Source organism: Methylobacter sp. S3L5C (assembly GCF_022788635.1).
In the GTDB taxonomy this organism is placed as follows: Bacteria; Pseudomonadota; Gammaproteobacteria; order Methylococcales; family Methylomonadaceae; genus Methylobacter_C.
Window position 1 is genome coordinate 1,862,911 of sequence record NZ_CP076024.1, and the last position, 25,255, is coordinate 1,888,165.

14 protein-coding genes are annotated in these 25,255 nt (G+C 45.2%); 12 read left to right on the top strand and 2 right to left on the bottom strand.

The window, feature by feature from the left end:
- Nucleotides 1–19 precede the first annotated feature (19 nt).
- A complete protein-coding gene (locus KKZ03_RS08500) occupies nucleotides 20–1,501 on the bottom strand; it encodes a NarK family nitrate/nitrite MFS transporter (RefSeq protein WP_243221068.1) in 1,482 nt (493 codons plus the stop codon).
- 383 nt (nucleotides 1,502–1,884) lie between these two features.
- Here KKZ03_RS08500 and nirB point away from each other — a divergent pair, with 383 nt between their 5' ends.
- The 10 genes from nirB (at nucleotide 1,885) to KKZ03_RS08550 (ending at nucleotide 20,782) form a co-directional block, all read left to right on the top strand.
- Complete coding sequence (gene nirB / locus KKZ03_RS08505; protein WP_243221069.1) at nucleotides 1,885–4,422, top strand: nitrite reductase large subunit NirB; 2,538 nt, start codon at nucleotides 1,885–1,887, stop codon at nucleotides 4,420–4,422.
- Nucleotides 4,422–4,769, top strand: coding sequence for a nitrite reductase small subunit NirD (gene nirD / locus KKZ03_RS08510; RefSeq protein WP_243221070.1), 348 nt, complete (start codon nucleotides 4,422–4,424; stop codon nucleotides 4,767–4,769). The genes nirB and nirD overlap by 1 nt, the downstream gene beginning before the upstream one ends.
- On the top strand, nucleotides 4,759–5,676 hold the full coding sequence (locus KKZ03_RS08515; RefSeq protein WP_243221071.1) for a PhzF family phenazine biosynthesis protein: 918 nt from the start codon (nucleotides 4,759–4,761) through the stop codon (nucleotides 5,674–5,676). The genes nirD and KKZ03_RS08515 overlap by 11 nt, the downstream gene beginning before the upstream one ends.
- Nucleotides 5,677–5,762: 86 nt before the next feature.
- Nucleotides 5,763–6,332 (top strand): ANTAR domain-containing response regulator, encoded by a 570-nt coding sequence (locus tag KKZ03_RS08520; RefSeq protein ID WP_243221072.1) that lies wholly within the window; start codon nucleotides 5,763–5,765, stop codon nucleotides 6,330–6,332.
- A gap of 26 nt (nucleotides 6,333–6,358) precedes the next feature.
- A complete protein-coding gene (locus tag KKZ03_RS08525; RefSeq protein ID WP_243221073.1) occupies nucleotides 6,359–7,282 on the top strand; it encodes a GAF domain-containing protein in 924 nt (307 codons plus the stop codon).
- A 353-nt stretch (nucleotides 7,283–7,635) separates the two neighbouring features.
- A complete protein-coding gene (locus KKZ03_RS08530) occupies nucleotides 7,636–9,036 on the top strand; it encodes a CmpA/NrtA family ABC transporter substrate-binding protein (RefSeq protein ID WP_243221074.1) in 1,401 nt (466 codons plus the stop codon).
- A gap of 96 nt (nucleotides 9,037–9,132) precedes the next feature.
- Nucleotides 9,133–10,149, top strand: a complete 1,017-nt coding sequence (locus KKZ03_RS08535; RefSeq protein WP_243221075.1) for an ABC transporter permease — start codon at nucleotides 9,133–9,135, stop codon at nucleotides 10,147–10,149.
- A 13-nt stretch (nucleotides 10,150–10,162) separates the two neighbouring features.
- A complete protein-coding gene (locus KKZ03_RS08540; RefSeq protein WP_243221076.1) occupies nucleotides 10,163–11,914 on the top strand; it encodes an ABC transporter ATP-binding protein in 1,752 nt (583 codons plus the stop codon).
- Nucleotides 11,915–11,939: 25 nt separating this feature from the next.
- Complete coding sequence (locus tag KKZ03_RS08545) at nucleotides 11,940–13,304, top strand: alginate export family protein (protein ID WP_371744873.1); 1,365 nt, start codon at nucleotides 11,940–11,942, stop codon at nucleotides 13,302–13,304.
- A gap of 806 nt (nucleotides 13,305–14,110) precedes the next feature.
- Nucleotides 14,111–20,782, top strand: a complete 6,672-nt coding sequence (locus tag KKZ03_RS08550; RefSeq protein ID WP_243221077.1) for an autotransporter outer membrane beta-barrel domain-containing protein — start codon at nucleotides 14,111–14,113, stop codon at nucleotides 20,780–20,782.
- A gap of 277 nt (nucleotides 20,783–21,059) precedes the next feature.
- On the opposite strand, the gene KKZ03_RS08555 is transcribed toward KKZ03_RS08550, so the two are convergent.
- A complete protein-coding gene (locus tag KKZ03_RS08555; RefSeq protein WP_243221078.1) occupies nucleotides 21,060–22,358 on the bottom strand; it encodes a transposase in 1,299 nt (432 codons plus the stop codon).
- Between the two features lie 624 nt (nucleotides 22,359–22,982).
- Here KKZ03_RS08555 and KKZ03_RS08560 point away from each other — a divergent pair.
- Both KKZ03_RS08560 and KKZ03_RS08565 read left to right on the top strand, forming a co-directional pair.
- Complete coding sequence (locus KKZ03_RS08560; protein ID WP_243221079.1) at nucleotides 22,983–23,312, top strand: helix-turn-helix domain-containing protein; 330 nt, start codon at nucleotides 22,983–22,985, stop codon at nucleotides 23,310–23,312.
- A gap of 584 nt (nucleotides 23,313–23,896) precedes the next feature.
- Nucleotides 23,897–25,213 (top strand): site-specific integrase, encoded by a 1,317-nt coding sequence (locus tag KKZ03_RS08565; protein WP_243221080.1) that lies wholly within the window; start codon nucleotides 23,897–23,899, stop codon nucleotides 25,211–25,213.
- The last annotated feature ends 42 nt before the right edge of the window (nucleotides 25,214–25,255 follow it).

Genomic DNA, 25,255 nt, shown 5'->3' on the forward strand with positions numbered 1-25,255 from the left:
AAAGGGTTAATGAGGGGATTTAACTCAACTCAATCATTTCAACGGTACCATCATCTTGAATTTCAGCCATGTGGCCTTGGGGTTCATCAATAAATTGCACGGCAATCAATATGCTTAAAGCAACTCCTGCTATGATCATAAAAAATACTGAGGATGAAACAAACAACAGTAAAGTTAAAAATAATACGCCACCGACATTGCCATAAGCACCGACCATACCGGCAATCTGACCGGTCATGCGGCGTTTAATCAACGGTACGATTGCATAGACAGCTCCGCAGCCGCCCGATACAAAACAGGAGCATGACATGGTGACCAATACTGCCGAAATAAGTGACCATTCAGACGTGATCATTGACATGCCTAAATAGCCGATTGACAAGCCCAATATGCAAATGCTTAAAGAAACTTTACGGCCAAATTTATCGCTGATCCAGCCGCCAGCGGGACGTGCGATCAGGTTGATAAAGGCAAAGCTGCCACCAAGCAAGCCCGCTTGTACCATGGTGATGCCCTGAGATATATGGAAAGTTTCAAAGAAAAATAGCGGCAACATCGATACTACGGCTAACTCGGAGCCAAAGGTCATAAAATAGGCTAAATCCAAAATGGCGACCTGTTTAAATTTATAACGATGAATTTCAGCCGTTGGTTGTTTTAAATTCTCTTTATTAACATGGAGTATTTTATAAACATTGTATAGAAACAAGGTCCAGATAGTGATGTAAATGCCAACAGCAGTAGGCCTTGAAACCAGGTTGACATCGGTTGTTGATGATAATTTCCAGGTTAACAGGGTTAATGCCAGGTATAAAGGTATGGTCATGAAGATATAAAAGTACAAATCGCCGGTACTGGTTACTTCCATCGCACCACTTTTTTTCGGTTTAAAATAAGTCGAACCTTTAGGGGTATCAGAAACATTGAAAAAATAAATGACGGAATAGACTAAAGCCACTATACCCGTGGAGGCAATCGCATAGCGCCAGCCTTCATCGCCGCCGTACATCAAGCTTAAAACGGGCAATGCTCCGGCAGCAGCAGCAGAGCCAAAATTCCCCCAGCCGCCATAAATACCTTCGGCAATACCTACTTGTTTGGCAGGAAACCATTCACCAACCATGCGAATACCAATCACGAAGCCTGCTCCCACAAAGCCCAATAAAAAACGGGCAAGCGCCAGTTGTTCAAAATTTGCGGCAATAGCGAACATTAAACAAGGAATGCTACTGGCAGCCAATAGCGTCGAATAAGTTCGTCTGGGGCCAAATTTATCGACTAACATACCGATGATAATGCGTGCCGGAATGGTGAGTGCAACATTTAATATCAGTATGGTTTTTATTTCAGCGCTGTTCATGCCCAGGGTTTTGGCAATAACCAGCATTAAAGGCGCATGGTTGAACCATACAACAAAGCTGATGAAAAAGGCTATCCAGCTCATATGCAGGATTTTTATTTTTCCCGAGAAGGAAAACAGGTTCATTTTTTCTGATGACATTTTTAATCTCATGATTGAGGGCGATGTCATAATCTAAAGCATGTTATGTGCCATAAATAAAAAATGCAATAAAAGCGTTAGTTTAACAATAACCTATAAAATCCGGATTAAGCTTGATTTAACCATTAAAGCGCACCAAAACACTACAGATGCACCAAAAATAAAGCAGTAAGACGTTCTGATCAGGACCAAACTGTCTCTATGCACTGTTATGATACTATTTATGCACTAAATAAGCTTTTGCGCACCATTTTGAATCTTATGAACTCCTGTATTTCTGTTATCACCTACTTGGACTATTAAAGATAATGGTTTTTAACTTGTGGCATGTCGTTTGCTAGATAACTATAGAAATAGCAATAACGTAGTCATTGAGGTTATACATGAGCACAAAACAAACATTGGTCGTCATTGGTAATGGCATGGTTGGCCAGAACTTCTTGGCCAATCTGGTCGAAAGTCCCGCTAAAGACGACTATGAAATCGTTACTTTTTGTGAAGAACCCAGACCCGCTTATGATCGGGTCCATCTGTCGGCATTTTTTTCCGGCAAAACTGCCGAAGATTTGTCTCTGGTAGAGCCCGGCTTTTTTGAAAAACACGGTATTACCATTCATATGGGCGATAAGGTAGTTAAAATTTGTCGTGAATCCAAAACCGTAGTTTCTCAAAAAGGTATCACTATTCGTTATGACAAACTGGTGTTGGCGACGGGCTCTTTCCCTTTTGTACCCCCAGTACCTGGGCATGACAGACCACAGTGTCTGGTTTATCGGACTATTGAAGATCTTGAAGCTATGGCGGCAGCAGCCAAAAACGGCAAAGTAGGTGTTGTTGTTGGTGGTGGCTTATTAGGGTTGGAAGCTGCCAATGCCTTAAAAGATCTGGGCTTGCAAGTGCATGTCGTAGAGTTTGCGCCGCGCTTGATGGCCGTTCAACTGGATGAGGCCGGTGGTGCCATGTTGCGGCGCAAGATCGAAAATTTGGGCGTAACGGTGCATACCGGCAAAAATACCAGTCTTATTACCGATGGCGAGCAGTGCGTGAATAAAATGTGCTTTGCCGATGGTGAAGAGCTGGAAACGGATATCGTGTTGTTCTCGGCAGGCATACGTCCACGTGATGATATTGCCCGTGATTGTGCTCTGGAAGTCGGGCCGCGCGGTGGTATAGTCATTAATAATCAATGCCTTACCTCAGATTCTGATATTTATGCCATTGGTGAATGTGCACTCTGGAATGGCATGATTTATGGCTTGGTCGCTCCGGGTTATGCCATGGCGCGCACCGTTGTCGCTGATCTGGCAGGTAATGCAGCCAGCTTTACCGGCGCGGATATGAGTACAAAATTAAAGTTGATGGGGGTTGATGTTGCAAGTATCGGTGATGCCCATGCGAAAACACAGGGCGCCCTGGTTTATACCTACCAAAACGGTGATCGCGAAGTGTATAAGCGCCTCGTTGTTAGTCAGGATAAAAAACAGTTATTGGGGGCAGTATTGGTCGGCGATGCTTCCGGTTACGGCACCTTGTTACAGTATTGCCTGAATGGTATTGAACTTCCGGAAAATCCGGATGCGCTGATTTTACCGGCTCGTTCTGATGAATCGGTTGGCTTGGGTCCGGATGCTTTACCCATGTCCGCTCAAATTTGTTCTTGTTACGATGTCACTAAAGGTGCCATTTGTCAGGTGATTGAAGCGGGCTGTACCACTATCGGTGAGTTAAAAACAGAGACCAAGGCCGCAACCGGCTGTGGCGGCTGTGCGGCGTTATTAAAATCAGTCATGAACTCAGAGTTGGCAAAGCAGGGTTTTGCAGTGAACACGGATATTTGTGAACATTTTGCTTATACCCGCCAGGAGATTTTTACTCTTATCAGCGTTGAAGAGATCAAAACTTTTGATGCCTTACTGGAAAAGCATGGTAAAGGTCGGGGTTGCGAGATTTGCAAACCGCTTGTCGGTTCTATTTTGTCCTCTCACTGGAATGACTTTATATTAAAAATAGAACACATGGCCTTACAGGATACCAACGATGCCTTTTTAGCCAATATACAGAAAGATGGAACTTACTCGGTGATACCGCGAATTACCGGCGGTGAAATTACCCCCGATATGTTGATTGTTCTGGGTGAGGTTGGTAAAAAATATAAACTTTATACCAAGCTTACCGGTGGTCAGCGGGTGGCTTTACTGGGGGCGCCGGTTGACCAATTACCGGCTATCTGGAAAGAATTGATTGATGCCGGCTTTGAATCCGGTCATGCCTACGGAAAGTCCTTGCGCACGGTTAAATCTTGTGTCGGCAGTAGTTGGTGTCGTTATGGCGTGGATGATAGTGTCGGTTTGGCCATAGAGCTAGAAAACCGCTATAAAGGCTTAAGATCACCGCATAAAATTAAATTTGCAGTGTCGGGTTGTACGCGGGAATGTGCAGAAGCACAGAGTAAAGATATCGGTATTATAGCGACAGAGAGTGGCTGGAATTTGTATGTCTGTGGTAACGGTGGCATGAAACCACGGCATGCAGATTTGTTTGCCACCAGCCTGGATAAAGAAACCCTGATTAAATATATCGACCGTTTGTTGAGTTTTTATGTCCGCACTGCCGACCGCTTGCAACGTACTTCGGTTTGGATGGAAAACATGGAGGGTGGGCTGGATTATTTAAAGTCTGTCGTGATTAATGACAAACTCGGCTTGTGTGAGCAGTTAGAACAACAAATGCAGTTTGTTATTGATACCTATCAATGTGAATGGAAAGCCACGATTGCTGATGAATTAAAATTAAAACGTTTTCATCACTTTGTTAATAGTGATCAGACGGATGATAATGTTGTTTTTATTGAGGAACGAGGACAAATTCGTCCGGCTGATGCAGATGAGCGAAAACATTTTAAACTCGTGGAGGTCGCGTAATGGTTGGGTGGCAAGACGTTTGCAGTATTGATGATTTACAGCCTGATTCCGGTGTTTGCGCTTTGGTTGACGGTCAACAGGTGGCGCTGTTTTATATGCCCAAAGAGTCTGCCGTTTATGCCATTAACAATTACGACCCTTTTGGTAAGGCCAATGTCTTGTCACGGGGATTGATTGGCGATATTAACGGCCAACCAGTAGTCGCCTCGCCTTTATATAAACAACATTTCAATCTGCAAACGGGTATCTGTCTTGAAGATGAAACGGTAACCATACCGGCCTATGCGGTGCGCATGGAAAACGGTAGCGTTCAAATCAGCATGACGGAGTCGCCTGATGAATTATAACTATTATATTGCTGATGTTTTTACCAGCCAGGTTTTCAATGGTGCCCAGATTGCCGTTTTTCCCAATGCGGATGGTCTGAGTAATGAACAGATGCAATTGCTTGCCAAAGAATTAAATTTAACTGAAACAGTATTTGTTTTTCATCCCGGCAGTGAAGGTACTACCCGAAAGATGCGTATTTTTTCACCACTGGTTGAAATAGATTTTGCCGGCCATCCTATTATAGCTACCGCTTATGTATTGGGTTGTTGTGGCGATATTAAATTGACTGAAGCGATTACGCCGGTGGTATTTGAACAGAACGTCGGACCGATTGATGTCAATATTTCGGCAAACCAGGGCAAGCCGTTTTTTGTTCAGTTTAGCCGTAAGGTTTCATCAATCGTTGACCGCTTTGCGCCTACGGATGAAGAGTTGGCTGCTTTCTTGTCCATTCAGCAGTCGGAACTTGATCATAAAAAATACTCACCTCGTTTGGTATCTTGTGGCGTACCTTATTTGATAGTGCCGGTCTGGAGTTATGAATCGGTTAGAAAAGCCAAATTTAATTACGCGGCGTGGAGTCAATCCATCGCGCCACAAACAGCAGCACAAGAAATTTTATTGTTTGCACCCAAAACACCTTTCATGGATTCGGATTTTAATGCCCGACTACTCGGTCCCCGTATAGGTATTCACGAAGATCCGCCGATAGGTAGTGCAATGCCGGCGTTTGCTTCTTATCTGTGTTCCTTTGAGCATACCCGAAAAGGCACTCATACTTTTACTGTTGATAGAGGCGATGCAAAGGCAAGGCGTAGCGTATTAAACCTGGAAATGGATCATAAAGGTCAGGAGCAGTTGGCATTACGAGTAGGTGGTGAAGCTGTCATGTTTGCTAAGGGGACTGTTTTTTTACCGGCTTGATTTATAACAGAAAAACGGTAGGCGAAGGTAATAGTCGCTTACCGTGTTTAAACCGATTACCTTACACTGACGCAATATTATGAATTATGCTTAATGTATTATTGATTGAAAGTGATCTTGATAATACATTGCTGGAAAACAGCATTAAAGACATTGGTTACCAATGCTTAAAAATCAAATATGGTCCTGCAGTGTTAGCGCTGATTAAGGACATCACGCCGGATGCCCTTATTTTCAATCTTGATACACCCTCTAAAAAATTACTGGCTGATCTGAAAGCGCTTAATGATCAATCGCCTTTGCCGGTCATTATGTTTGTCAATGATACGACTACAGATATTATTAACCAGGTTATTAAAGCCGACATCAGTGCTTTTATAGTCGATGGTCTTCAGGGTAATCGTATTAACACCATCATCAACGTGGCTATCGCCAGATTTAAACATCAGCAAGCGCTTAAATACGCACTGGAAGAAGCTTGTGTAAAGCTTGAAGACAGAAAGCAGATTGATCGTGCCAAAGCCATTTTAATAAAAACGCAAAATTTTACTGAACACGAGGCTTACCATACGCTTAGAAAATTGGCGATGGATAGAAATATTACCTTGGGCGAAATGGCTAAAAATGTTGTTGCCATGTCGGAACTGTTTAAATAACAAAGCCTTAACTGTATCTACCAGCAATGAAAACCTTTATCAAAGTTACTGAAGTATGGATTCCAGACAAAGAACGCACTCAATTGGAATTTGGCTCCGGTTTATATGGCGGACTAACCGATTTTAAAGTAGACAGCGAGCAACAAAAATTCGCTTATAACGAAGGCTTGCCGGGTAAGGCTTGGGCTGCCGGTCATCCCATTGTTCTGGCAAAATTTGAACACTCTTATTTTAAGCGTATCGCTGCTGCAAAAAATGCCGGTTTAACCTGCGGTATTGCCATACCTATTTTTTCCGGCGACTTTCTGATGGCTGTCGTGGTTTTTTTATGTGGCGATGACGAGGATCATGCCGGAGCTATCGAGGTTTGGTGCAATAATCCGGTTTTGGATAAAAGTCTTGCTGTTATGGACGGTTATTACGGCACACTGCAATATTTTGAAGCTGTCTCCAGACAAATCAGCGTACCTAAAGGCCAAGGTTTGGCTGGACTGGCTTGGGAATCGGGTATGCCCGTTCTTATCGATGATATCAGCAAAGCAGATACTTTTATTAGAGCGGGTGACGCACAACAGGCCGGTATTACTATGGGCATTGGTATTCCTGTTGCCGATAATCCCGGACAGTCTTATATCATGACCTTTTTGTCAGCAAAAGCGACGCCTATTGCCAAACGTATTCAGATATGGATTCCAGATCAGGAAGGCAAACAACTCATTTGTCAGCAGGGTTATAGTAAAAGCAGTAATGAGCTTGCGAAAATATTTGAAACCATGGCGGTTACCAAAGGCGTTGGTGCCTTGGGCAGAGTCTGGCTGACGGGCATGCCTGTTATCACGGGTAATCAGGAGTCCGACTATAGTCCGGAGCTGGATAGTCTAAGCAGTATGTTGGCCATACCGGTTATAGAAAAAGGCCGGCTAAAAGCCATTGTCAGTTTTCTGTTTTAAAGTTAACCGAGTCAGTGAGTGCTGATTTGGTGCAAAATATTTTTACTGTCGCACATTACTGGAGCGCAGCAATTAATAATTCCGATATTGATGTTTACCATCAAAATTTTTATTTGTAATAAGATAAGTGTAACTGATTGTATTTATTTATCTATTTTAAATATAAATACTTTTCTATGATTTTGGCATAGCTTATGCTTTAACATTATCAGAGGCTCCAACGTTGGAGTCACCATTCCTTGCTCAAAGTTGAGCACCAGACAAAGGCGTCGCTAAATCTCAGTGTTGTTATTGACACAGAGGTTTTCGACGCTTTTTTTTTGCACTGAATATCTGAACAGGATAAAGCCGTTATGAAAAAATCGGGAAAATTAACTATTAAAAATCTGGTTACAGCACTTGTAACCGTCGCCGCTATGTCAACGTTAAGCTTTGCGTCCAGTGTTGGTGCTGTTGAAAAACTGGAGAAAGAAAGTCTGAAGTTGGGCTTTATCAAATTAACCGATATGGCACCTTTAGCGGTTGCTTTTGAAAAAGGCTATTTCGAAGATGAAGGGCTTTCCGTCCAAATTGAAGCTCAAGCCAACTGGAAGGTTTTATTGGACCGGGTTATCAATGGTGAGCTTGATGGTGCCCACATGCTGGCAACATTGCCCTTTGGAACTGCCATAGGTTATGGTACCAAAGCAGATATTATCAGTGCTTTCACGATGACCTTAAATGGCGATGCCATTACGGTATCGAATGATGTCTGGAAGCAAATGAAACCGCAGATACCCATGCAGGACGGTAAACCGGTACATCCTGTTAAAGCGGATACCTTAAAGCCGGTACTTGAAAAATATAAAAATGCCGGCAAACCGTTCAATATGGCAATGACTTTTCCGGTTGGAACTCATAATATGAAATTGCGTTACTGGCTGGCAGCCGGTGGTATTAAACCGGGATATTATGCACCGCCGGAAGACACTTCCGGTCAAATTGATGCCGAAGCCATATTGTCAGTAACCCCGCCACCACAAATGCCGGCTACTATGGATTCAGGCACTATTGTTGGTTATTGCGTCGGTGAACCCTGGAATCAGCAAGCCGTATTTAAAGGTATAGGTGTCCCGGTTATCAGCGATTATGAACTGATGAAAAATAGTCCTGAAAAAATTTTTGGGGTGACCAAAGAATGGGCGGATAAATATCCTAATACCCACTTGGCAGTCATCAAGGCCTTAATTCGTGCATCAATGTGGCTGGATGCAGAAAATAATAAAAACCGTAACGAAGGCGTAGAAATGCTCTCGCAAAAACAGTATGTCGGTGCTGACTATGAGGTTATTGCCAACAGCATGAACGGCACTTTTGAATACGAAAAGGGTGATAAACGTGCATTACCCGATTTTAATGTGTTTTTTCGTTATAACGGCTCTTACCCCTATTACAGCGATGCGGTTTGGAGCTTGACCCAAATGCGTCGCTGGGGACAAATCAACGAGCAAAAACCGGATGCCTGGTATATGGAAATTGCCAAAAAAGTGTACCGCCCTGATATTTACATGGCAGCAGCCAAAGCCTTAATTGCCGAAGGTAAAGCTAAAGCCGGCGACTTTCCCTCTGATAAAGAAACCGGCTTTAAAGCACCCAGCGCCGACTTTATCGATGGCATTGTTTATGACGGTAACAAACCTAATGAGTATCTGACTAAATTTACTATCGGTCTTAAAGGCAAACAAAAAGTAGCCGGTGGCAAGGTTGTTGAGTAATACCCGAATTTCCGGGTAGTAATGCAGGGTATGTTGATGCAGGAGCGGGCCGGCATGACCGGTTCCTGCAGACGTTAAGCAAATCGAGGTCAAAAAATGAACAACCAATTAATCAAATTTTTTAACATAACCGGCTTAACCTGGTTTGTACCTTTTGTAAAAATAGCGGCCGGTGAAAATCCTGCACAACAAGCCCGTCAGCTATTTTTGATTATGGGCGTACCCATTATTGCTTTTACTTTGTTTCTGGGGCTTTGGAGTTTTTCCGCTGCCAAAGTTAACACCAGTCTTGGCGCAATACCCGGCCCTGTTGCCGTTTGGCATGAGGCTGGGGGCTTATTGACGGAACATTTCGCAGAAAGGGACAAAGAAGCCAAGTTTTATCAACGCCAGCAAGAGCGCAATACACAAACATTGGCAGAAAATCCGGCAGCTGAAATTAAATCCCGGCCTTATAACGGTCAGGCGACTTATCTGGACAAGATTTTCACCAGTCTTTATACGGTTTTTGCAGGCTTTGTCATTGCCACACTGATCGCTGTGCCACTGGGTCTTTTATGTGGCATGAGTCCGGTTGTCAATACGGCAATCAACCCACTGATTCAGCTTTTTAAACCGGTATCACCATTGGCCTGGTTACCTATTGTGACGCTGGTTGTCAGTGCGGTTTATATTACTACCGAGGATTCATGGTTTGAAAAATCTTTTTTAACATCAGCCATTACGGTAACGCTGTGTTCGCTTTGGCCAACCTTAATTAATACCGCTGTCGGCGTATCTTCCATAGATAAAGATTTGGTTAACGTAGGCAAGGTATTACGTCTTAACTGGTTTACGCAGATTAAAAAAATCATTTTACCATCGGCTTTGCCTTATATTTTTACCGGCATGCGGTTATCGCTGGGAGTGGGCTGGATGGTGTTAATTGCTGCGGAAATGCTGGCACAAAATCCGGGGCTGGGGAAATTTATCTGGGATGAATTTCAAAACGGCAGCTCAAATTCCTTGGGACGAATCATGGTGGCTGTATTTACCATTGGTATTATCGGTTTTATTTTGGACCGTATCATGCAGTCATTTCAAAAAGTATTCTCTTTTGGTAAAGATATTTAATCAGGAGTCTGTTATGCCAACCGTAAAAATTAAATTAGTTCATAGTAGTGTAGTGACTAAAAAGCCCTTGCCATTAAACGATCCTTACTTGCCGTTAGTGGAATTAAAGAATGTTTGTAAAGCTTATGGTGACGGTAAAGATAAAACATCGATTCTGAAAAATATCAATTTAACCGTTAAACAGGGTGAGTTTATCGCCATTGTCGGCTTTTCCGGCAGTGGAAAAACCACGTTGATTTCAACCATTGCAGGTTTAATTCAGGCTGACAGCGGTGAAGTATTAAAACAGGGGCAGCCAATTACCGGGCCGGGGCCTGATCGTGGCGTGGTATTTCAAAATTATTCGTTGATGCCGTGGTTAACGGTTTATGAAAACGTAGCTTTGGCAGTTGATACCATTTTTAAAGACTGGACTGCCGAACAACGTAAAGCGCATACAGAAAAATATATTCGTATGGTTAATCTGGGTGCTGCCATGGCTAAAAAACCGGCGGAATTATCGGGCGGCATGCGCCAACGGGTTAATGTAGCCCGGGCTCTGGCGGCCAGTCCGGATATTTTATTACTGGATGAACCGCTAAGTGCCCTGGATGCGTTGACACGCGGTAATTTGCAGGATGAAATTTTACAAATCTGGGAGCAGGAAAAGAAAACAGTTATCCTGATTACCAATGATGTCGATGAAGCTATTTATATGGCAGATCGTGTTATTCCGTTAAACCCTGGCCCTGATGCAACCTTTGGCCCCGATTTTCTTATCGATATTGAACGGCCACGTAATAGAACGGCGTTAAATCATAACGAAACATTTAAAAAATGTCGTGCCGAAATTACCCAATATCTAATGGCTATTGGCATCGAAAAGACCGGGGAATCGGCACCGGATAAAATTATCCTGCCAACGGTTCGGCCTAATACCAGCAATGATTGGAACCGGGATAGTTCCGCACTAAAATCGAGTAAGGAGGGCCTGGGCCGGCCTCGCTATCTGGAGTTTTCGCAGTTGTCAAAAAGTTACCCGACACCCGATGGTAACAGCAGCGTTAAAGTTGTTGACGGTTTTGACCTGAAAATGAAAAAAGGTGAGTTTATCTCCATTATCGGTCATTCAGGTTGCGGTAAATCCACGGTTTTATCAATGACTGCCGGATTAAACAGTATTTCCGAAGGAGGTATTGTTCTTGATAACCGCGAGATTGATGGCGCGGGTCCTGATCGTGGCGTGGTATTTCAGGCTCCCAGCCTGTTTCCGTGGTTGACGGCATTTGAAAATGTGACATTGGGGGTTGATAAGGTTTATCCCCATGCCACCAAAGCAGAGCGTAACGATATTGTTGAATACTACCTGACCCGTGTTGGCTTGGCAGATTCATTGCATAAAAAAGCCGCTGAACTATCTAATGGAATGCGCCAACGGGTAGGAATTGCTCGCGCCTTTGCCTTGTCACCCAAGTTGCTGTTACTTGATGAACCTTTCGGTATGTTGGATTCATTAACGCGCTGGGAGTTGCAGGAAGTTTTGATGGAAGTTTGGGAGCGGACGCACGTAACCGCTATCGTCGTGACACACGATGTTGATGAAGCTATTTTATTGGCAGACCGCGTGGTGATGATGACCAACGGCCCTCATGCAAAAATAGGCAAAATAGAAGTCATCGATTTACCCAGGCCGCGCACGCGAAAAGCATTGCTTGCACACCCTGATTATTATAAATACCGGGAAAGTTTATTAACTTTTCTGGCCGAATGCGATCAGGCACATTAGGGAAATCTGCTCATAAAATAGACTTATGGATCATCGTTCCCTGCTTCAGGTTTTACGAAACCATCATTTATCAATTAATAACGTAGGGGGCTTTATGCCGAGGCAACAAAAAAAAATTCCATTATCGGTTGCGCTGTTGACATTATCGGTAGCGAGCCATTCTGCCTTGGCAGGTGTTACCCAAGAGGTTGAAGATGCGCTTAATTTTTATCATTATGGTAAAAACGGTGCGGTAAAAATTGATTTAAACACGCGTTATGAAAATGTTAATCAAGGCGATGTCATGACCAAGCCCATTGGCGGCGTACCTGCCAAACAACAACCCGATACCGCCAACGCCGTGACCTCACGGTTACGTTTGGGGTTGTTGTCACCTGTGTTTCATGGTTTGCAAGGTTATGCGGAATACGAAGGCGTCTATGCCATGGATTCGAATTACAATAGTACGGTTAACGGTAAAAGCCAATATTCAACGGTTGCCGATCCTTACGTCAGCGAACTTGACCAGTTATGGCTTAGTTATGCAGGTTTTGCCGATACCATCATAAAAGGCGGGCGGCAACGTATCAAACTGGATGATGATCGATTTATTGGTAACGTCGGTTGGAGACAGTTGGAGCAAACCTATGACTCGGTGCTGATTACTCACAACAATCAACAACTTTTTGGCCTGACCGTTAATGTTGGCTATATGGGCAATGTAAAAACGTTTACCTCGACGACCGAAAACATTAATGCACCGATACTCAATGTTAATTACAAGCTGGGAGATTACGGTAATCTGGTTGGTTATGGTTATTGGCTGGGTTATACCGAGCAGGAAAATTATAATAAATCCAACCAGACTTATGGTCTTCGTGTGACCAATTATCAAAAACCGGGTGACTCCTTTAAAGTAAGTGATAATTATGGTCTGCTTTATACGGCCGAATGGAGTATTCAGTCGGATTACCAAAACAGCCTGCAAAAATATACCGTCAATCGTTTTAACTTGATGGGTGGCTTAACCGCGCATATGTTTACCTTTCAAGGTGCCATGGAGCAACTGGATGGCGTTGGCCAAAATAAAACCTTTATTACCCCGTTGGGTACCAATCATGCCTTTCAGGGTTGGGCAGATCTGTTTCTGGTGACCCCTAAAGATGGTATTCGTGATGTATTTGGCACCATGATTACCTCGCTTGATAAGGGCAGCGTTGCCTTAACCGGTGTTTATCATGCTTTTTATGATGACACTGGAAGTGTTCATTACGGCGATGAATGGGATTTTATGGCGACCAAAAAATTTGGTAAGCACTATTCGGTGCTTGCAAAATATGCTTATTACAATGCCGATCAGTACAACACAGATACCCAGAAAATCTGGTTACAAGGTAATATTAGTTTCTAAATCATATCGTGTGTTTTAGGTGCCGGCTATAAAAGCTCTCGGCGTCAATCGTTAAAATAGTTTTCTACCAAGTGTACGGCGAATTGTATTGCTCTTTTTGCCTAATCATTTTTTTCATTGAAAAATAGTTACTTGGCCTCCCTGCTACGTAGCTATTTCCTTGTTCCAACAGTTTTTTTGGTAGTTATTCAATCTTTTTTAGTTCTGGCTATGTAAATTCTGCAAAATAACATAGAAATAGTGGTGTATGCATAGTTTGCTGAAATATATCCATTCCTTGCGATTTTGTTTTATTTAGCAGGGCTCTGATCTGGTAAATGCTGTCTTAAAGATACGTAAGTCATGGCGGATGATAAGGAGTGCCAAGAAAAATTGCTAAAACAGAAAAGTATTATGAGGTAATTAGAATAATTGAATGCTATGATCTTAAATATTTTATATATTTGTGAATTTAATAGACAAATATAATAAATTTTTTTTTAAAAAAATATTTATAACTAACGGATTATTAGTTTCGATTTTATTGTATTTGTCGTTAATATAAAATATATTTGCATTTAATGAAATTAAGTTTAATCGGTTAAAGGACTATCTCAATTGAATTTTTTTAAATTTTTAGGCAATAGGTATAAAACCGGCGGGCTTTACTTATCGATTATTTGACATGTTTTAAAACATTTTTTCGTCATCTTATAAAACGATGACATTACTGGCTCATAGCACTTCTCTTGGTCTTACATACTGTTTTGATGGCTAAAAACTTGCAAATCCAACGAGCAGTAACCTACTTAAAATAAGATTAGAACATGAATAAAATAACGAAAGTCCAAATAAGAACGATACCACTCAATCAGGGTGTACCTTTGCGTTTGTCGGCTTTATCCATTGCTGTAAGGTTGCTGTGCGGCGCAAGCATGGGTTTTGCGCTGCCGACGTCGGCAAGTGTCGTCGCGTGTGGTGCAGGAAGCAGTTCCTGTACTATTCAGTCAGGTGACAGCGCCAGTGCCGTTAATGTGGCGGCGGGTAGTTCAGGATTTACTTTCATCAATAATGGCACGCTGGATAACGGCTCTCCAACCGCAAGCCAGCAAAGTAGTGTTTCAATTATTGCGCCAAGTGCTGATCCTGCGTCGCCGGTTGCCGGAGGAAGTATTATTTTCACCAATTATGGCAAAATCAACTCCTATGCATATACAAGTTTAAGCACAGCCGTCCTGCCGCTGCCGTCGGTTATTAATTTGCAATCCACAGGAGGCGACATGTCAGCTACTGATAATGGCGCGTCCGGCTCAGTTTCTGGTGATATTACCGTTAATCAATCCGGTATCGTCGGTACTCCATCATTACAGGGCGTCAGCCAAAGTGCATTGATTTCTACCATAGCTCAGGGTGGGGGTGGGGGGTATATTGGATCATCAGATAATCAGGAGATTACCAGCGGCAACGGTGGCAATGCAGGGTCGGTAACCATCACTACCTCTAATACGGGTAATATGGCAGCCTACACTTTAGGAGGGATTATTGCCCAATCCAGTGGCGGGGACGCGGGATTTGTAATGCAAAATGATGATAATAACACTACCATGGCCACTGGCGGTAATGGTGGTAACGGCGGCTCGGTGACTATCAATAATTCCCAGCAAATTTCGGTGACAGGAGCATCAAGCTCCCAGGCCAGTATCGGACTACAGGCCTACAGCTCAGGTGGCGGGGGTGGAGAAATGATGGTTACCGATACAAACAAATGGTTAGAAGCGAATCCCGGCAAGGGCGGCAACGGTGGCGTCGTCAGCGTGATGCATTCCGGTGCCTTGTCTGTTGGTGGTGACGTGAGCAGTTCGGTTACTGGCATCTTGGCGCAAAGTATAGGTGGTACTGCGGGGTTACTTGTCATTGATAAAGTTTCGAAAGAGGCCGCTATTGGGAATATTATTGTTGGTGGCGATGCTGGCAAAGTAGCGGTGACTGTGCTTAGTGGAGCGAACATCAGTTTGCTCCCCGGTAGTAGTGGAAACTTGGGTACTGGCGTTGGTGTCATCGCACAATCCATTGGCGGTGGTTTAAATAGTTCCGATACAGTTAACGTTGTCGGAAATTCCGGTGACGGCAATACGGTGACAGTAAACAATGCCGGTGCCTTGAACGGTTTTGGTGACTATGGTGTTGGTATTCTTGCTCAATCTATCGGTGGTGGTGGTGGCAGGACGAGTTTAACTAATACTGGTACCGGTTACTCGGTAGCAAATGCCAACGGAGCCGGCAACGAGGTTAATGTCCTCCAGGCTGAGGGTGGTTCAATTGTTACCACCGGTGCTGACGCACCTGGTATCGTTGCACAGTCGCTGGGTGATGGCGGCGGCATGTTTACGACTACCGCCAGTACGCTTACTAACCCGCCTCCTTTAACCTTGGGTTCACAGGGTAGCAACGGTAATAGCGCCGGTAAGGTCAGCGTTGATCTTGGCAGCAGCACCAACGGCGGCAGTACTGTCCATACGACAGGAGAAACCTCGTTTGGCATATTGGCTCAGTCTATTGCTTCCGGGGGCGGCAGTATTGGCGGTGATGGGGCGATAGGGTCTGTTGGTTCCAGTGGTGTGACGGGCGGAAAAGGTAACACAGTAACGGTCACTACCACTGGTAATTCAAATATCACTACCTCGGGTGATGGTGCAATTTCCATCCTCGCACAGTCGATTGCCGGTGGTGGTGGCAACGGTGCATCAGGCAGGGGCTGGTCAGCAAAGGTTGGTGGTTCCGGTGGTGACGGTGGTAACGGTGGCCTAGTTAATGTGAATATTGGGACCAGTACTACCGATACCAACAGTACTCTGGTGACTTCGGGTGACTATGCCGCTGCGGTGCTGGCGCAGTCGATTGGCGGCGGCGGCGGCAATGGCGGTTATGCCAAAACTGTGGGCTTGTTCATCTCGTCGGCAGTTGGCGGTGGAGGCGGCGATGGTGGCGCAGGTGGAGCTGTTGGTGTGGATAATTATGGCGGTATTATTACTTCCGGCGCGCACAGCAACGCTATTGTCGCTCAGAGTATCGCTGGTGGTGGCGGTAATGGTGGGGCAGCTTCATCGCGTACGCTAGGCCCTACATGGGCTATATCTACCGCTATTGGCGGTAATGGCGGCATTGGTGGTGCAGCGGGTACCGTTATCGTTAACGATTACAACAGCATCAGTACTTCCGGGCTTGATGCAATGGGTATTTTGGCGCAATCAATAGCCGGTGGTGGCGGAACCGGCGGCACCGCCAGTTCGAAAGCCGAAGTTTTCGCTTCGAATGATCCCGAAATTCCAAGCATTTCTATTGCTGTTGCGCTGGGCGGTCAGGGCGGCGGCGCAGGAACCGGCAACAGTGTAACGGTAAACCAGACGGGCGTCATCACCACAGCTAATGACGGTGCGCTGGGTATTCTGGCGCAGTCGGTTGGTGGCGGTGGTGGTAACGGGGGCGATTCCTCGGCCTCTGCTACCGTGGGTTCGGTCGGTGATTCCGAGGATACTAATCCTGACTCAGTGACCTTGAGCTTTGCATATGGTCAAGCCGGTACCGGTGGTGATGGTGGACAGGGCGGGGCTGTAACGGTTAATAATACCGGTGCCATTAATACCCAAGGTGCCAGCGCCAGCGCAATTGTTGTTCAATCTATCGGTGGCGGTGGCGGCAACGGTGCACTCGGCAACAGCAACACCAAAAACAAAACTGAAACACAAAACTATAGTTTACAGTTGGCTTTGGGTGGTGACGCGGGTACCGCAGCTAAGGGCGGTGCGGTCAGTGTCAATTATGGCGGTATCCTTGGTACGTCAGGATCTACGGCTCGCGGCATCGTGGCTCAATCTATCGGCGGTGGCGGAGGTTTGGCGGCCGGTGGTACCACAGCCTCTGATGGTGGTAAGAGTTCCAATACAACATTGAGTTTTAGTTTGGGCGGCAAAGGCGGTACTGGGGGCGACGGCGCTACGGTAACAGTCATACCTGACAGTTCCAACGCGGCGATTATCACTACCGGTGGTTACTCTGATGCCATTCTCGCCCAGTCTATCGGCGGCGGCGGCGGGGCCGCAGGTAATGCTGACAACAGTGTGGATAGCAAGGAAGCAGCCCTGGACAGCCTCAATGACAGTACCAGCGACAGCGACAGCGACAGTTCGGAGGATACTTCTACTAGCTTCGATATGAAAATGACACTGGGTGGCGGAGGTGGCGGTAACGGTGGTGTAGTAACGGTTGGTAATAATGCCGCTGGTCCCAATTTGATTACCGCCTCTACCAGCGGCGTGTGGTCTCATGGTATCTTTGCCCAATCCATCGGTGGCGGCGGCGGTTCCAGTGGTGTCAGTTCGTCCAAGGGTGAAACAGGCGATTACACTTTGGCTATGACTTTTGGTGGCGGTCCCTCCGGCAGCGGCGATGCAGTTACCGTTCAAGGTATTAACAGTATTAGTGCCTCCGGCTACGGCTCCATGGGAATTATTGCCCAGTCCGTTGGTGGCGGTGGTGGCGCCGCTATTGATGGCAGTGACCTGTCACTGTCGAGCAAGACAATTACAATCAAGGCGGCATCACAAAGTGAAAGCAGTGGCTATGGCGATACTGTTTTGGTTGATGTTGGTTCGGGGGCTATCAACACCTACGGCAATGTCGGCTATGGTGTGTTGGCTCAGTCCATTGGCGCTGGCGGCGGCTTGGCAGGCTTTGGTGACGGCAGTAGCGGCAGTACCATCCCTGAAGTCAGCGCAGTCTTGGGTGCAGATAATAAGGCTGAGGGTAATGGCGGCGCAGTAACTGTTAATTTCGGTGCGGGGAGTAAAGTCAGTACCACCGGTACCCTGGCTCATGCCGTAATTGCCCAATCAATTGGCGGCGGCGGCGGGGTTGTTGCTGCTGCTTCAGGGGCATCAACCGGTAAGCAGGGTTTTAATATCGGGACGGCGTTGGGTAACTCCAACGGCAGTAGCGGTAATGGTGGTGTAGTGCAGGTGGACAACGCCGGTGCTATCAGTACCAGCGGTGAGTTAGCCATCGGTATAGTTGCTCAATCGATAGGTGGCGGCGGCGGCTTGATTTCCGGGCATCATTACGATTTCAGTAACGCCAGTATTGGCGGTACAACTGACTCAAATAGCCTTGGCAATGATGGTGATAGTGTTGTCATACATAACATAAGTGGCAGCAGCAGCATTACTACAACCGGGGTGGGTGCTTACGGCATATTGGCTCAGTCCATCGGTGGCGGTGGCGGGTTTATTGGCGATAGTAGTCAAGGTAACTGGCAGGGTGCTTTCTCGAATCAGGATCACTTGGGAACAAGTCAGGCAAATATTACTACCTACGCAGCTAGTGGTCATGGCGGTAATGTTGAAGTTATTGTTGATGCCGGATCCAATGTTACTACCACCGGCGCTAATGCCCATGGCATCGTTGCCCAGTCGGTGGGTGGCGGTGGCGGTATGGTCAGTCTGGGCAACAGTTCCCTCATCGGTTCTGCTCGTCAGTATGACGCTACCAAAACCAGTAAAGATTATTCAGGCGGGGGGTTGCCGGTCAATATCGCTGTTAACGGCACGGTCAGTGCAACAGGAGCTGGAGCTTACGGGATTTTTGCCCAATCCGTCGGTAGTATCAGTGACTCGATTAATATCACGATTAATGGTGAGGTATACGGTAACGCGGCCGGCGTGGTCATTGCCAACAGTGGCAATAAGGGCAATATTTCTACGGTATTGATCAATAAGGGTGGCATTCTGGCTGGCGGTTGCACGGCAATCGACAACTGTAACGCTGATAACGGTTATGCCTTTCTGCAACCTACAGGCAACCTCGCTTTTACGAATATTATCAATCAGGGTACCGTGATCGGCTCGATTGATCCACCACCTAATGCTGTCAGCTTTAACAACTACGGTACTTATTTTTCGGGCAGTGAAGTCACCAATATCGATTTTAATGACTACGGTACAACTTACCTGGGTACGCAGGCGGGTAAAATTACCGATCTGGTGATGACCGGCGTTAATTATAACTATAATGCAAATACCCGAATGGTTGTCGATGCTGATTTTGTAACGGGTATTTCGGATACCTTGCGGTTGAACAATACTATCTTCAACTCGATGGATTCCAATCCAAAGCCGTTGACAGTTCATCTCAATACTAACGTGATGGTGCCGAACAAGACGATTACCGTATTAACCCACTCGGCGGACTCTTCGTTTAATGCCGTGCAGCCGATTCAGGTAGAGAATCAGTCACTGATTTCCTCTTATAATATCAACCAGAGCAACATTGCAGGCGTTAACAATTATAGTATCGCGACGAAAGCCAACTTCAGCCCGAACGGTGTCGGTCTCCACGCTAATGAGCAATCGCTGGCCCGCTACTTTCAGAATACTTGGGATACCGGTACGCCTGAGCAGCAAGCGGGACTGGGCAATACTTTCGCACGACTGAGCAATGCCAATGCCAACAATTACGAACAAGCACTGTCCAGTATGACATCATCTCTGGCGACTGCGCAGGCAGCGACTACGCCGATGTTGGTGCAAAGCTTTATGGCCAACATGATGAGTTGTCCCACTTTCAAAGGCTCAGGGGTTAGCATGGGCGAGAGCACTTGTGTGTGGAACCGTGTGATTCTGGGCAGAATGAACTACGATGACAACAAGACTTTAGGCTACAAGCGTAGCAATGTGTCTTATCAGTTTGGTGGGCAGATGGAGCTTAAAGAAGATTGGTTTCTTGGCGGCTCTGTCGCTTATGAAGAAAACTGGCTGGACGGCACGACCACATCGGAAAGTGCCAACGGCAGTACTTTACTACTGGGTCTGGCCATGAAGCACCAGTCTGGTCCGAGAATGCTGTCTGCGTCAGTCGCGGGCGGCAACATCTGGAACAACGGTTCCAGGTTGGTTAACCTGCCGGGAACCGACACTATGAACCCGTTGTTGATGCAGGCGAAAAGTAACAACGAGATCGGCTTTTTTGACACCAAGTTAAGAGGCAGTTACGAGTTTGCGTTCACGGGCTGGTACCTGCGTCCGACTATGGACCTTGATATGATAACCACCTTGCTTGGCGGTTATCAGGAAAGTGGGGCGGGGCTTTACAATCTTAACGTTAATAGCACCACACGCACCCTGTTTATGGCCACACCTTTGACCGAGGCAGGGCAGCGCTTTGACTTTCCCGATACTGCCGGAGGGCTATCCGTTCGCACCTATGGTCAATTGGGTATGAGTGTACTGAGCAACGATCGCTGGAACACCAGTGCCAGTTTGGAAGGTGTTCCTTCTGCGGGTTCGTTCAACGTTACTGCACCTATGCCTCAAGCCTTTGGTAAGGCTGCCGTCGGCGCGGAAGTTTTCCGTAAGGGCGGTCTGGAGATGAAGGTGCAATGGAACGGGGACTTTAGCAACAACTTCTTGTCCCAGTATGGATCGGTAAGTGTGGGTTGCAAATTCTGAAAGCAGGTGGATAGACGATTTTAGCGTTTATCCACCTTGTTTTGCTCTTATCTGATTTGGCAATCGCTCCCTGTATAACTCTCAATCGCTGATCCAGAGGCTATTAGTGCTTTTGGATAGATGTAGTTTTCACCACATCTTTCTTCAATAAAAAAGTCAGTATCGGGTACTGCCATTACAACTTCTGGTTTTTATCTGGCAGGCAAGTTGTGTAAATACTTATTCCTTCGTAAGGCCGATTTTTAAGGCAAACCGTTATGTCAATACTTCGGACAGTTTACGCGGCGATAGCCCCATAGTTACAGAGGGCTGCAAAGCCTTGGCTAGATGTTATGGTAGTAAAGTCGATCCCTAAGTGGCAAGAAAACCTTTCCAATAAATGGGCATTGAATTTACGAGTCTTCCAACTGGCGATGGAAATGACGTTGCGGCCGGCACCTTCCACGGCCTGTTGCCGGTCTTCCAGACGCAGCAAATTCAGTGCGGTCAGTGAAGCATTGAAATGGAAGCCCAACTTTGCTTCGGAAGTCGCTTGGCAATCGCATAGTCCCGTGTATTGCTTGGCATCGCGAAACACGAACTCAATCTGAAATCTTGCCTTGTAATAGCGCAGAATGTCCAAGGCCGCACAGTCAATATCAGTGCAGAATAATAATGCGGTATAGGTTTTGCCTTTTTCTTCTCGCACGATATAGACAATCCGCAGATTACGTTTGAACGTCGGCGAATTGACGACAGCGGTATAGACGCGCTGGCCATCGATTTCTCCTGCCAGTTCCAAGCGTGATAAATCATCAAAACACACTTTGCCTGCAAACTTGCGAGGTCGACCTTTGGCTTTTTGTTCACCGGTATATAACCAGCGCAGATCGGCATCATGCCGTAACTTACTGGTCACGTGCAAGCCATGTTCTACCACGCCATTAATAAACTTGGTCTTGGCGTAAAAACTGTCCGTGACCAGATAACGGATTTTCCCCAACAGTCCCTTGGTATCGCGTTTGACATGATCAAGATAGCTATCTACCCGGGTGATCCGGGTTTCTTTGGGCGTTTTCTCGGCTTTGCTCTTCGGTGTCTTCTCGACATCTTGAGCCACCTTGGTTTCGCTATTTAAGGTCGACTCTTTGACGACTTCAGGTACCTTCGGTGCTTTGGGCAAAGCGGGCGTTTGATAAGTCGACAGCGTATAGGCTGTGTTGTGTGTCACATCCACCAAGGCCAGCAGTGAAATTTCCAGTCCGCGTTCCGCTTGTCCCTGTGAACCGTTCCAAAACCAGTCCAGGCCGTAACTATTGCGCCCGCTTTTGGGTAAAAAGCTGGCATCAATTGCTGCTACCCATTCACCCTTATCCGTTAAATCTTTCAAGCTCAGCAAATTGAAGGTAACAAAATCGAACGAGCGACGAAACCATCTCGAAAAGGTTTTTTCATTCAGAGCACTATAACGGCCAAGGTTTCGGAAATTCACCCGTCCCGGCAGATACGTCAGGGTTGTTAGCAAGATGAACATAAACTTACGTTGCGGTTTTGCTACACTGGACATTTGCTGCAGAATGGGTTCTGTTAAGTACATGGAAGCCTTTGGCGTGTTGGGCTGTTATCGTCGTTGACTACATACCACGCTGGAGGCTTCCAGACTATTTTTAATCAAAGCAAAATTGTCCGAAGTATTGATTGGATGATCTTTTTTCATCAATGCGTTTCGGATGAACTTTTCGGGACTTTATACTCCACAAATAATTAGCAAGCTTAGGATAGAGATTTTGTTCCGTTTGGGCTTCAGCATTATTACTTGCCTGCTCTTGTGGTGATATAGATGCCAAGCCAAAATCGTTTAACTCTAGATTCTCCCACCAATATGTACGGGGAGTTTCATCAGAGCTCTTGAGTTGTGGCTCTTGATTTAGCCATTGTTTTCCAGCGGCACTTATTTGGTTGGCAATTTGCTTTGGTAGATCGAGAGCTGCTTGTGTACTGGCTAATATTTTTTATTCACAATAGACGGGGTATTTCTCAGTAATAATAGTTGCAAATTTCGATGGCTTTAGGGCTTGTCCCTGCTTATCCATTAGGATATTTATGACCATTTGTTTGAGTTTCGGAATGACTGTCGTCATTGGCGTAGTTACTTACCAAAGTTCACAAACTCTCAATACTACGATTTTCGTAGAGTTGAAACAAGGTTGTTCTGCGATTATTGAAGAATGTCACGACAATCCAATCTAAAACTCTATTCGGTCGACGCTTACGCGAAGTGCGTACCCGAATAGGTATTGCTGAGGACAAGCTTGGAGTTCTGATTGGTATGGACGATAGTTGTAGTAGCGCCAGAATCAGCCGATATGAAACCGGTATTCACGAGCCACCGTTTGCTACCGCTGAAAAACTCGCCTCAGCATTAAGAGTGCCAGTGGCTTATTTCTACTGTGACGATGACCGTCTGGCCGATTTGCTTATATGCTATGCAGCTTTTGACGAAAGCCAGAAAGATCAGTTGTTGGCATTTGTATCTGAATTGAGCGCATAGGTGATTTAGGCAAGAAGCTTTCCCAGCTTGTGTAGAAATTCTTTAGTTGAAACTTACTGTCAGCAAGCGACACAGACTGTGTCAAAACGTAAAAATTTAAGTTTTTATAATTGGACTAATTTGGAGAGGTACAAGGGGCTATTCTTCCGTTTACCAGAAAAAAATCAAACTTAGACTTTAGTTGTTTACGAAAGGTTAGTGACTGATTTTTTGTTGGCTTTTCCCATGCCTTACTTTCTTGCATGGAGACTCAAAATAAAAAAGCCCTAGATGAAAAACACCTAAGGCTTTGAATTCTTTGGAGCTAGTGAGGGGATTCGAACTCCTGACCGGCTGATTACAAATCACCAGCCTTTATGTTTCACTATATTCAGTGGTGTTTAATACAGGTATATAAAACAGCATGTTATGATTTTAATTCTATTTTAGCATCCAACAAAGTACAATAAAATACACCTACAATCACTTGTTTTGCCCAGACCATTGCCCAGACTAGATTTTAACAATAGGGTGACCTGTTTTTAAAATAATCAATCAGCTAGCAATCAACAGGTCAGGTATTTTATTCATTAACGGGAACAGATATGGCAATCACTACATTAGAACTCGACGCACTTAAACCCAAATCAAAGCCCTATATCATTCGTGAAAAACAGCACGATAAAAAAGATGGGACTCTTGCTTTTAAGGTTTTACCCAGTGGCGATATAGACGGGTATTTTATTTACTATGTTGATAGGAAAGAGAAGCAAAAGAAGATTGGTCGTTATGGCAAAGGGTCAATGAGCCTAAAAGCAATTAGGGACAAATACACCGAGTTTTCAAAAGAGTATCAATCTGGTACTGACATTAAGGAGCAGGCTTTAGTTGAGGAAGCAGCAGAGGTGCAAGCACTACAAGAGCAGGCAATAATTGACCGCAAAAAACAAATGCAGGGTAGTTTTGAACAGCTTGTTAGTCTGTACCTTGAGCATGTAGAGGCAGAGCTTAGCGGTCACCATTATGGCGCTATTAAAAAGGCTTATAGCTGTAATCTTCAAGGCTTTGACTCTACTATCAAAGCGAGTGATATAACTAAGCAAGACATTATCAGTATTATTCACCCAATTATTGCAAGAGGCTCACTGGTTGCCGCTAACCGAATGAGGGCTTATCTATCCGCAATGTTCAAATGGGGTATTGAATTTGATGATGAACTAGATGCAATTAAAAATAATGTCCAGTTCTACATTGAATCTAACCCGGTAACCTATGTTAAGAAGCCACTTAAAAAAGAAGCGCCCACGGATAGATTCTTAACTGAAAGCGAGGTTCGTACATTCTGGGCGGCGTTAAACAAAAGTGCTATGTCACCACACCGAGCTAATGTATTCCGGTTAATGTTGGCGCTAGGTTGCCGTGTTGAGGCTTTATCTGGTTTACGTTGGACTGATATTGATTGGAACGAAAGATTGTTAACTATACCGCCAGCACGTAGTAAAAACGGTGCTTATTGGGTAATACCGATTAATGATATTGCTTATGATGTTTTGATAAGTAACCCTAAGCTAAATAATGAATTCTTATTTCCTGCTAAAAGCGGAACTGAACCGTTAAGGCTGGATGGTTACGCCAAGGCGATAACACGCACTTGTAAGCAGTTTTCAATTGAATCATTCACACCAAAAGATCTACGTACTACATTTAAAACACTGGCAGGTATGGCAGGACTAAGCAAGGAAGTAAGGGATAGAATTCAAAACCACGCCTTAACTGATGTATCTTCAAAACACTACGACCGGTACGACTACCTCAAAGAGAAGCGTCACGCAATGATAGTATGGAATGATTACTTACAGAGGGTTATTGATGGGGTTAGCCTTGATGATAATGTTGTTTTACTGCGAAAGGGCGGCGCATGAAGCAAGCTTGAAAAGATTGTTTCGTAATTGGAAATAGCTAAT

Bases quoted from the DNA above. Each gene is read 5' to 3' on its own strand.
- nirD (WP_243221070.1), top strand. From the start codon at position 4,422: ATGGTTGGGTGGCAAGACGTTTGCAGTATTGATGATTTACAGCCTGAT.
- KKZ03_RS08515 (WP_243221071.1), top strand. From the start codon at position 4,759: ATGAATTATAACTATTATATTGCTGATGTTTTTACCAGCCAGGTTTTC.
- KKZ03_RS08545 (WP_371744873.1), top strand. From the start codon at position 11,940: ATGGATCATCGTTCCCTGCTTCAGGTTTTACGAAACCATCATTTATCA.
- nirB (WP_243221069.1), top strand. From the start codon at position 1,885: ATGAGCACAAAACAAACATTGGTCGTCATTGGTAATGGCATGGTTGGC.
- KKZ03_RS08500 (WP_243221068.1), bottom strand. From the start codon at position 1,501: ATGTCATCAGAAAAAATGAACCTGTTTTCCTTCTCGGGAAAAATAAAA.
- KKZ03_RS08520 (WP_243221072.1), top strand. From the start codon at position 5,763: ATGCTTAATGTATTATTGATTGAAAGTGATCTTGATAATACATTGCTG.
- KKZ03_RS08565 (WP_243221080.1), top strand. From the start codon at position 23,897: ATGGCAATCACTACATTAGAACTCGACGCACTTAAACCCAAATCAAAG.
- KKZ03_RS08550 (WP_243221077.1), top strand. From the start codon at position 14,111: ATGAATAAAATAACGAAAGTCCAAATAAGAACGATACCACTCAATCAG.
- KKZ03_RS08530 (WP_243221074.1), top strand. From the start codon at position 7,636: ATGAAAAAATCGGGAAAATTAACTATTAAAAATCTGGTTACAGCACTT.
- KKZ03_RS08555 (WP_243221078.1), bottom strand. From the start codon at position 22,358: ATGTACTTAACAGAACCCATTCTGCAGCAAATGTCCAGTGTAGCAAAA.
- KKZ03_RS08535 (WP_243221075.1), top strand. From the start codon at position 9,133: ATGAACAACCAATTAATCAAATTTTTTAACATAACCGGCTTAACCTGG.
- KKZ03_RS08540 (WP_243221076.1), top strand. From the start codon at position 10,163: ATGCCAACCGTAAAAATTAAATTAGTTCATAGTAGTGTAGTGACTAAA.
- KKZ03_RS08525 (WP_243221073.1), top strand. From the start codon at position 6,359: ATGAAAACCTTTATCAAAGTTACTGAAGTATGGATTCCAGACAAAGAA.